At 33.6% G+C, this 10,959-nt stretch carries 7 protein-coding genes; 1 reads left to right on the top strand and 6 read right to left on the bottom strand.

Annotated elements, in window-relative coordinates; genetic code table 11:
• Positions 1-185: 185 nt before the first annotated feature.
• The 6 genes from JC605_RS17525 to JC605_RS17500 all read right to left on the bottom strand — a co-directional run bounded on the left by JC605_RS17525 (position 186) and on the right by JC605_RS17500 (position 9,657).
• Entirely contained in the window at positions 186-4,280 is a 4,095-nt protein-coding gene (locus tag JC605_RS17525; RefSeq protein ID WP_198857441.1) for a two-component regulator propeller domain-containing protein, read from the bottom strand.
• 242 nt (positions 4,281-4,522) lie between these two features.
• On the bottom strand, positions 4,523-6,151 hold the full coding sequence (locus JC605_RS17520) for a hypothetical protein (RefSeq protein WP_198857440.1): 1,629 nt from the start codon (positions 6,149-6,151) through the stop codon (positions 4,523-4,525).
• Between the two features lie 240 nt (positions 6,152-6,391).
• Positions 6,392-7,576 (bottom strand): mannonate dehydratase, encoded by a 1,185-nt coding sequence (uxuA, locus tag JC605_RS17515; protein WP_198857439.1) that lies wholly within the window; start codon positions 7,574-7,576, stop codon positions 6,392-6,394.
• 119 nt (positions 7,577-7,695) lie between these two features.
• The gene (locus tag JC605_RS17510) at positions 7,696-8,508 is read right to left on the bottom strand and encodes an SDR family oxidoreductase (protein WP_198857438.1); all 813 of its coding nucleotides are present in this window, start codon (positions 8,506-8,508) and stop codon (positions 7,696-7,698) included.
• A 33-nt stretch (positions 8,509-8,541) separates the two neighbouring features.
• Positions 8,542-9,204, bottom strand: a complete 663-nt coding sequence (locus tag JC605_RS17505; RefSeq protein WP_198857437.1) for a bifunctional 4-hydroxy-2-oxoglutarate aldolase/2-dehydro-3-deoxy-phosphogluconate aldolase — start codon at positions 9,202-9,204, stop codon at positions 8,542-8,544.
• Positions 9,205-9,207: 3 nt separating this feature from the next.
• Complete coding sequence (locus JC605_RS17500) at positions 9,208-9,657, bottom strand: YhcH/YjgK/YiaL family protein (RefSeq protein ID WP_198857436.1); 450 nt, start codon at positions 9,655-9,657, stop codon at positions 9,208-9,210.
• Positions 9,658-9,777: 120 nt separating this feature from the next.
• Here JC605_RS17500 and JC605_RS17495 point away from each other — a divergent pair, with 120 nt between their 5' ends.
• Entirely contained in the window at positions 9,778-10,848 is a 1,071-nt protein-coding gene (locus JC605_RS17495) for a substrate-binding domain-containing protein (RefSeq protein WP_370569063.1), read from the top strand.
• Positions 10,849-10,959 lie beyond the last annotated feature (111 nt).

The raw sequence follows: 10,959 nt of genomic DNA, 5'->3' as shown, positions 1-10,959 counted from the left end.
ATCTAAAAATACAGATACCCTTTTTGAAGCCTTTAAAAACGCGGATTATTTAAATAAGATGCGAAATGTGAGTTGTGAAAAGTGAAAAGCGAAAAGTGAAAAGCGAAAAGTGAAAAGTGAAAAGTGAAAGGATTGGTTACCTTAAACAATTCACATCTCACATCTCACATTTTACATCTCACATTTTACAATTTAATCGTATAAGATTTGTAAAATTTGTCGGCGTATTGAGATGGAGTCTCGCCATACTTTTTCTGAAAGCATTTGCTAAAGTATTTCGGATTGTTGAAACCTACTTTATAACTGATTTCTGAAACGGTTAATTTGTTTTGTTCTAATAATTGAGATGCACGTTTTAATCTGATTTCGTGAATGAATTCATTTGGCGTACAATTGGTCCAAGCTTTGATTTTTAAAAATAGCATCGTTCGGCTGACACCCAATTCTGAACAGAAAAGCGGAATATCAAATTGTTCGTTTGAAATGTTTTCTTCCACAATTTTGAATGCTTTTTTCAATAATTCTTCATCCAGAGAAGAAACCGTTATTTCTGACGGAATAAAACTGTCTTCGCTTGAAAATTTGATTCGTAAACGTTCTGTTGTATTCAAAAGATTTTTAACGCGAAGCCTGAACTCCATTAAGTTGAAAGGTTTACTAATGTAATCATCTGCGCCACTTTCTAATCCTTCAAATTTGTAAACCAATGAAGACCTAGAAGTCAGCAGAATAACTGGAATGTGGCTCGTTTTTATGTTTTCTTTGATTTTTGAACAAAGCTCAGTTCCAACCATTTCAGGCATAATGACATCGCTGATAATCAAATTCGGAACAAATTTTAAAGCTTTTTCAAAAGCGATTTTACCATTTTCGGCTTCAATAATGTTGTAGTCTTTTTTGAGAAGATTTTTCATGAACTTTCTCAAAACCTTATGATCTTCAACAATTAAAATTGTTTGTTTTTCTTCGTTTACAATTAAATCTTCAATATCTTCATTTTCAATAATTTCTGAAGTTTCTAATTGAGCCGAATATTGTTCAATATCGTCACTGATTTTAAAATCAGAAATAATTTCGCTGTCTAAAAGATGTTCGCGACCAAGCGGTAAAGTCACTTTAAAAATAACGCCACCTGTGGTTTTGTTCATAACATCGATTTTTCCTTTATGCAATTCGACAATATTTTTTACAATCGAAAGTCCAATTCCAGTTCCTTTATTGTAGTTTTTCTGAACTTGATTGTGCATTGGAATTTCAAAAAACAAGTCGAAAATCTTATCAATATGTTCTTCAGCAATTCCTACGCCCGAATCTTCGACCGCAATAAACAGATTCTGCTGATCGTGATTGATTGTAACTTTGATCGAACCGCCTTTTGGAGTATATCTAAAAGCATTCGAAATTAAATTATAAAATACGCGTTCGAGTTTGTAACGGTCAAAATACACTAGAATTTCTTCATTTTCAGTTTCAAACGTGTAATCGTAGCCGCCGTCTTTGGCGTATTCAATAAACGATAAAAAGATTTCTTTGGTAAATTTTACAATGTTTCCGTTTGCAGATTCTAATGTAACTTGATGATTTTCCAGTTTTCTAAAATCCATTAAACGATTAATCAAACTCAACAGATGATTTGCACTTCCTTCAATAACCAGAAGCTTTTTGTACATTTCATTAGTACCATTATAATCGGCTAGAATTTGTTGTAAAGGACCTAAAATCAAAGTTAAAGGTGTTCTAAATTCATGCGAAATATTGGTAAAGAAATCCAGCTTTAATTTATTGTTTTCTTCAATTCGCTGTGTTTCTAGATATTCCAGTTCCAATTTTTGTTTCAGTCTGGCTTTCGATTTCATAATCCAAATCAAACCGTACAAACCTAAACCAATTACGATTCCGTACAATAAAAATGCCCAAATACTGCGCCACGGTGCTGGATTTACAATAACAGTTAAAGTCGTTGGAGTTTGATTCCAGACTCCGTCATTGTTAGCGCCACGAACTTCAAAAGTATAAGTTCCTGGATTCTGAATCGCAAAATTGGCCTCGCTGTTTTTGGTTGTTGTCCAGTTGTTTTCCAAACCAACCAAACGATAACTGTATTGATTGTTTTTGGATCGAATGTAATTTGGAATCGCAAAACTGATAGAAAAATTAGCCTTGTCATAATCCAAAGTAATGTTTTTGGTAAAACCAATGCTTTGGTCTAAAATTCCGTCTTTGTCATGCGCATTTACCGTTTCGTTTTTAATTTTCAAATCGGTAATTAAAACCTGTGGCGCATAATTATTTAAGGAAATTTTTGTGGCATCGAAAAAGGTTGCACCCGAAGGACTTCCAAAATAAAACTGATTAGATCCTAATTTTAATGCCGAATTATCGTTGAATTCATTACTCGCCAAACCATCTTTCTGATCATAAATGACAATTGCTTTTTTAATTGTATTGTACTTTATAATTCCTTGATTGGTACTGATCCATAAGTTTTTATCGTCATCTTCTAAAATCGAATGAATAGAAGTAATGACCGTATTTCCAATTCTAAGATTGATTCTAGTGAATTTTTTTCCATCAAAAACATGAAGACCTTTGGCTTTTGTTCCCACCCAAATTTTGTTTTGAGAATCTTCAAACAAAGTCAAAATATCGTCGCCCGACAAAGCCGAATGATCATAAAAAAAATGCTGTATTTGGTATTTCTTCGGATCAAAATTTCGAAGCGAAATGCGATTTAAACCATTTTGTGTTCCAAGCCAGATTGAATTTTGTTTGTCGATTAAAATACTGCGAACCATGTTATTGGTTAGAAAAACGGGTTTAGAAGTATCATTTCCAATAATTTGAAAGGTTTTATCTAATGTATTATAACGAATTAAACCTTTGCCAAAAGTTCCAATCCATAAGATTTTGTTTTCAGCTTTAAGCGAATAAACGCCGCTTTCTTTTAATAAATCGGTTAGATCTGTTGCGATTCTGTTGTCTTCAATTTTTTTAGAAATAGTATTGTAAGCTGATAATCCTTTAGAAAAAGTTCCAATCCATAAAATATTATCGTCTGCCAAACACATGGCTTTGATATCATTTTTATGAGTTTGTCCAGTTTTGCTATTAATGTAACTTACAGTTTCGGTATTTTTATTATAAATCGTGATTCCGCCACCTTCAGTTCCAAAATAAATGTTCCCGTTTTTGTCTGCAATAATCGAACTCACCACATCAAAACTCATCGGAATCTTTTTTGAATTCTGATTGTAATTAGAGAAATTGACATTTGAAACATCCCAAAGATTTACTCCTTTATAATAACAGCCAATCCAAATAGAACCTTTTTTATCCATAAAAACCGACTTTACTTTGTCGATTCCGTTGCTGTTATTGGTATTGTTGATTTTTTGAAGACTCTTATCTTGACCTAAGATATAAATTCCGTCATAAGCTCCAATCCATAAAGAACCTTGATTGTCAATTAGTAAAGAGCGAATGTCGCTATTAATTTCTCGATATTTTTCTGTTGGTAAAAACGAAACAAAAGCTTTTTCTTTTTGATCGAATTTTAGAAGACCTTTGTTTTTTGTTCCAATCCATAAACTGCCATCTTTGTCTTCAATTACCGATTGTACATTTAACAAATCAGTCGAATTTAAAGGATAATTTTTGAAAGTTAATTTGCCATTTTTTCTACTTGTCAATTGACACAACCCTTTCGTTGTTCCAATCCAAATTTCGCCTTTTTTGGTTTTTAAAATGCTCAAAATATTATTGCTCGGAAGGGTAGAAGCATCATCATCTGAATGGAAAACAGAAGAAAATAATCCTGTTTTTTTATTGTAAATCGTTAATCCTTTTGAAGTTCCAAACCACATTTCTCCGCCAATTTCTCTCATGCTCCAAACGGCATTATTGCTAATGGTATGATTGGCTTTGGTATGAAGATATCTCGTGAAACGATTTGAAATAGGATCATAACAATTTAATCCATTGTAAGTTCCGACCCAGATTTTTCCTGAATTGTCTTCTTCAATTGCTAATATATCATTGTTGCTAATCGAATATTTATCAGCAGTATCATTTCTGAAAATGGTAAATCGGCTTCCATCATATTTGTTTAAACCATCGCGTGTTCCGAACCACATCTGCCCAAATTTATCCTGATGAATGGCAATGACAGAACTCTGCGAAAGTCCATCGGTGGTAGAGAAATTTTTAAGGCGGTATTTATTTTGGGAAAACAGGTTTCCTGAAATAAAAAGCAAAACCAGAAAGACTATTTTGTATTTCATAGCGGTTAATTTTTTAGGTTCAAAGTTGCAAAGGAGCAGAGGTTCAAGGTTTTTCTCATTTTTGTCATTTCGACGAAGGAGAAATCTCCACGAGTAACTCTACAAAGATTGACGAAGTTCTATACGGAGCTACTTACGAAGATTTCTCCTTCGTCGAAATGACAAACTATACTTAATATTATTAAAAATGAACTCATAAAGCTTTGCTTTTTAGCGACTTTGCGAGATTAAAAAAAAGAACTTTACTTCAATCTCTTTTTTAATTGATAATCGTAAATAGACGGAATTTTTTCAATTGGCGTATTTAAAAATTCAATATAAGGATCAATGTCGTATTTGATTTCAAATTTCGTATTGCCGTGAACACCAATAATTCTGGCTAAAGCACCATCTTTCATCCCGTACAATAAAACAGTTTTCGATGGATCTGGATTTTCAACTTGAACATTTAGATTCCAAAACGTACTGAAAGGCCCGTGTGAAGGTTTCCAGTAATCGGCTCCACCGCCGCCAAATAAAGCGTAACTATTGTTTTTATCGGCTTTTAAATGAACCGTAATATTGTCAAATAGATTTTGATGATTTGCCCCAGAATGCTGATCTAAAACAGGATCTGTAAAAATTTCACAGTTCTGATATACGTTTTTTGTTGCAAATGTGTTGAAACTTAAAGGATGAACAGCAGAATTATAGATTTTTAGATCTTTAACCAAAACATTATGAACGCCGCCTAAAGTTACCGTATAATGAGCCAAATGCGGTCCGTCGGTTGTAACATCTTGAATGGTTACATTAGAAACTTCTTCGGCTAAAATACCGCTGTCTGCATTGGTGATTTTGATATCTTTAACCCAACTATTAAAAAGACGAGTTAAGAAAATCCCGTTATTACCAGGTTCTACGTGATGTGCGACTCTCGGAATATCAGGAAAAGTAAAACGAAGATGTTCGATTCCAACTTCATTTAAATGTTTCCATTCTACTAATTGCGCCTGATAACTTGTTTTTATTGAAATAGTTAAAGGCGTTTTTAAAGTGATTTTAGAACCAGAAATTTTAGCAATTTCAACCTGCTGTCTTACAATGGGAAGTTTTGGAAATTTCCAATGATGCGAACCAGGTTTTACTTTGGCGCCTTGATATAAATCTTTGATGATTTCGCCGTTTTCGCCATCTTTATTAAACAATTGCAATTCGACAACATCACCAACTTTTAAACCTTTTGCGTCAGAGACCGTAATAACATGTTCGCCCATTTTCCCCGAATTGACTTTCGCCAACGGATTAGACTCAGGTTCGTATTTATCCAAATAGGACTTTACACGTTCGCCCGGAACCTGTGTCCAAATAAATCCTCCGGACCAAGCGTATTGAGAAAAAGGTAAATCAATATTATTTTCTGGTTCACGTTGTCTTTTATCAAAAGTGGTTAAGTATTCGCGAAGTTCAGCCAAAACTTCAGAATCTTTAAGATACATCATCGGTCTTGGGCAGTAAATCTCAGTTCCGTTTTCGTTTGAACCTGCACCTCGAAGTACAAAATTGCTTCTTTCGATATACAAAATATCGCTTAGAATAATTCGTCCGGCAGGCAATTGCAGAATTACATTTCCTTCAACGGCATTTGCCGCTTTAAAAGCTTTTAAGAGTGCTTTTGAATCGTCTAGATTATCATTTGCTTTTACACCAAAATCAGTAGCATTAATTACTTTTCCATTAGTTTCAGGAATTTGGCTTTCGCCGAAATGATATCCTGCATAACTAAAATCAGGAAGATAGTTGGTTTTTGATGTAATGATTTTAGGTAATTCCTGCGCCAGTAAAGTATTCATGAAAAGACCGCAGGATATAAGAATGGTTTGGCGGATCATGGTTTTGTGGTTGTTTGTGGTTAGTTAGTTTTTTTTTTGTTTTGCCGCTAAGGCACTAAGGCTCTAAGTTTTTTTAGCCACAGATTAAAAGGATTAAAAAGATTTTTTTTTACACAGATTTGGCAGATTATAGCAGATTTTATTATGTATAAATTATCTGCGTTCATCTGCCTAAATTTTTTTAAATCTGCGTGAAACATAAAAAAAACCTCGCGTCTTAGTGCCTTCGCAGCAAACAAATTATAAAGATCGTTTGATCCCTAATTCAAGTCCTCGCAATTCTGCCAAGCCTCTTAAACGGCCAATTGCAGAATATCCCGGATTTGTTTTTTTCTTTAAATCATCCAACATTTGATGTCCGTGATCTGGACGCATTGGTAATTGGCTATTATTTCTTTTTTCAACTTCCAGAATTGCTTTTACAACTTCGTACATGTCAACGTCGCCTTCTAGATGATTTGCTTCGTAGAAACTTCCTTCTTCGTCGCGTTGCGTGCTTCTTAAATGAATGAAATTCATTTTATCGCCATGACGTCTTACAATTCCCGGTAAATCATTATCAGCACGAACCCCATAAGAACCTGTACACATGGTAAATCCGTTTGATGGAGAAGGAGCAGCGTTCATTAATTCGATCAAATCTTCTTCTGTACTTACGACTCTCGGTAAACCTAAAATTGGATAAGGAGGATCGTCTGGGTGAATTGCCATTACAACACCTTTGCTTTCTGCAACTGGAATAATTTCTTTTAAAAAGTGAAAAAGATTATTCTTTAAAGCTTGTCTGTCAATATGATTATAAGCACTTAAAGTAACCAAGAAATCTTCAACAGAATAAGCTTCTTCAGCACCAGGAAGTCCAGCCAAAATGTTCTGCTGCAATTTAACTTTGTCTTCTGAAGTCATGGCTTCAAAATAGCTTTTTGCTTTTTGTTTTTGTTCTTCAGAATATTCATTTTCTGCTCCTGGTCTTTTTAAAATATGCAATTCAAAAGCAGCAAAAGCGTTGATGTCAAAACGCAAAGCTTTTGAACCGTCTTCAACCGTATAAGACAAATCTGTTCTTGACCAGTCTAAAACAGGCATGAAATTATAACAAACACATTTAATACCGCATAAAGCTAAATTGCGAATGCTTTCTTTATAATTTTCAATGTATTGCAGGTAATTTCCAGTTTGTTTTTTAATGTCTTCGTGAACAGGAATACTTTCTACAACCGACCAAGTTAATCCAGAAGCGCCTTTTTTAGGATCTCCGTTTTCGTGCTCAATTTCAACTTTTCGTTTAATGATTTCATCAATGCTCCAAACTTGCCCGTTCGGAATATGGTGTAAAGCCGTTACAATTCCAGTTGCTCCAGTTTGTTTGATGTCTTGTAAAGAAACAGGATCATTTGGTCCGAACCATCTTAATGTTTGTTCCATGTTTTATATTTTTTATTTCCTACAAGGTTTTTAAAACCTTGTAGGTATTTTTAATTTATAATAATCTACAATTTAAACCTACAAGGTTTTAAAAACCTTGCAGGAGAGAGATTGATGTTTTAAATACTCGTTGCAGCAAATCCGCCGTCTACTTTTAATGTAATTCCTGTTACGAATTTCGACATGTCGCTGCATAAAAATAAAAGCGCACCGTCAATATCTTCAGGAGTTCCAAATCTTCCCATTGGGGTATGATCGATGATTTTTTCGCCTCTTGGCGTTAGTTTTCCTTCTGGAGTAAGCAGTAAAGCGCGATTTTGTTCTCCAATGAAAAAGCCTGGAGAAATTGCATTTACACGAATTCCTTCGCCGTATTTTTGAGCTAATTCAACAGCCATCCATTGTGTAAAGTTGTCGATTGCCGCTTTTGAAGCAGAATAACCCACAACTCTCGTTAAAGGTCTTTGTGCCGATGCAGAAGAAATATTGATAATATTTCCTGATTTCTGTTTCGCAAAAAGTTCAGCAAAGACCTGAGAAGGAAGCATTGTCCCAATAATATTCAAATCAATAACCTTTTGCAAATCATCGCTTTTCATATCATAAATCGCTTGATCTGGCTGAATCGTTGCACCTGGCATATTTCCGCCAGCGGCGTTAATCAAGATATCAAGACGTCCGTATTTTTCAACGATAAAATCTTTAATTTTTTCTAATTCTTCTTTATTTAAAACATTGGCCTGAACCGCAAAACCTTTTCCGCCATTTGCTTCGATAGCTTTTACAGTGCTTTCAGCTTTTTCAAGTGACTGAGAAACGATTCCGACAATAACGCCTTGTTTTGCCAATACATTTGCAAAATTGCTTCCTAAAACTCCGGCACCTCCCGTAATCAGTGCAATTTTTCCTTCTAAGTTGAATATTGAATTCATGTAATTTTTATAATTGATTATTTTTTTGACTTCTTAACTTCTAATCGTTGCAATCAAATCTAAAACCCTTTTCGTTTCTTTTTCGATTGTTTCGTAAGCATCAAATTGCATTACTTCTTTACTGATTAATTTGCTTCCCATTCCAACCGCAGAAACTCCAGCATTAAACCAAGTTTCAATACTTTGTCTTGTGGTGTCAACACCACCTGTAGACATGAAAATTAAATCTGGGAAAATGTCCTTAATACCGCTCATAAAATCTGGTCCTAAGATATTTCCAGGAAAAAGTTTAATGAATTTTACACCAGCATTTTCAGCAGCAATAATTTCAGTTGGAGTCATACAGCCTGGAGCATAGAGAACATCTTTAGGAATTAAAAATGAAGCGACTTCAGGAACAAATCCTGGACTTATAAAAAAATCAGCACCAGTTAAATAATAAGTTTCTGCTTGCACTAAATTTTTGATCGTACCAATTCCAAGAAGCATTTCTGGCATTTCAGCATTTCTTACTTCAACCATTTTTTTGAAGTTTGAAAGCGCTTCTGGGCCACGGCTTGTATATTCAACTGCTCTAATACCGATATTATATAACGTTCTTAAAACAGAAATGCTTTTATTTTCGTCGGCATTGAAATACAACGGAAGCATTCCTTGTTTGATAATGACGTCAATAGAATTCTGAATTGTACTCATAAGTTATATTTTTACTTTAATAACAATCTTTTTCAACGTTCCTTCACCAATCATTGCAGTATGGACATCTTCTGGAAACAAGATTGCAAATTGTTTTTCCTGCATTTCAAAAAAGGTATCTGGTGCATCATGAAAAAATCGAACATCTCTTTCGTCACTATATTCACCATTCGGATTCACACATTTTTCTCTTGGTTTCCATGCAAAAGTTTCTGGTCCTTTAATCGAAATCTGGATATCTATGTTTTTATCATGACATTCAAAACCTTTAACTGCTTCTTCTTTTGTATTTCCTTGTCCGACAATTACAATTAGTTTTAAACCTTCGCCAATTTCAAAAGCACCTTCTTCAAGATTGGCAATGTCATTTTGATTTACATAATCAAATGCTTTCTTGAAATTTGGATGTAAACCATAGTATTTCTGAGCATTATGTAATGAATCTAGTATCATTTTTAGTCGTTTTATTTTTGTTTTTTGATGTTATGTGTATATTTGCGTGTGCGTACACGGTATTTTACAAATGTATGCAAAATGTGATGTAAAACAACTTATTTTTGATAAAATAAATTAATTTTACCGAACTGCTTTTATTTTTTTAACTTAAAAAGAATCAATATCATAACAATAAAAAAAATTGCCGAACTAGCTAATGTTTCTGCCGGAACTGTCGACAGAATTATACATAAACGCGGGCAAGTGGCGCAGGAAACCGTTGATAAGGTAAATGCAATAATTGAAGAATTTGGATATACCCGAAATATTTTGGCGAGTAATCTGGCTTTAAACAAAAAGTTTCATTTTGCTGTTTTCCTTCCAAAATCAGAAACTTTGGAGTATTGGAAAAGTCAGGTCGATGGAATAGAAAAAGCTGCTTTGGAATTTAGCAAATTCGGAATTGTTTTGGATTATTTTTTTTATGATTATAATCTAGTATCGTTCAAAGAATCTGCTCAGAGAGTACTAGAATTTGATTGTGATGGACTTTTATTTGCACCGATTTTCTACAAAGATTCTGTTGAGTTTTTAAAGGAATATGAAAAGAAAAATATTCCGATTGTAATGATCGATTCGAATATTTCTGAAGAAAACGAACATGCATATGTCGGTCAAGATGCTTTTCAGAGTGGATATTTAGCTGGAAGATTAATCAGTTTTGCTGTAAAAAATGAAAGACAAGTTCTAATTTTTAAGATTACTAGAGAAATCGAAAGCACTTCTGTGTATCAGCAACGCATAAAAGGTTTTTATTCATATTTTGAAGATCATGACGAATTAACCAATTTCAAGTTTTCCGAATTTGCCTTAAAAGATTCAGGAATCGATCAGTTGAATTTGGAAATGTTTTCTGGCGTAAACAGTGTTTTTGTACCAAATTCTAGAGCTTATATTGTTGCTGAGTTTTTAGAAAAAAATAATATAAAAGGTGTTCGAATTATTGGTTTTGATTTACTAAAAGAAAACATCGAATATTTAAATAAAGGCGTAATAGATTTTTTAATCAACCAAAGACCCGAAGATCAAGGTTATATGGGAATAAATTATTTGTATAAAAAGCTGGTTCTACAGGAAGAAACAGAAAAGACACATTATATTCCGTTGGAGATTATTTTGAAGGAAAATTATTTTCCTGTTAGAAGATAAATATATTTTTTCGCAGATTAAGCAGATGTAAATAAATTTTGAATATAGTTTTGTGATTTCGAGGAACGAGACTCGGACGTTAGTGAACTGATGAAATAAATCACACAAAGA

Origin of the sequence: Flavobacterium sp. IB48 (genome assembly GCF_016405855.1) — a bacterium.
Lineage (GTDB): Bacteria > Bacteroidota > Bacteroidia > Flavobacteriales > Flavobacteriaceae > Flavobacterium > Flavobacterium ginsengisoli.
Note: the sequence above shows the minus strand (reverse complement) of the source record. Positions and strands in the feature narration are given on the sequence as shown.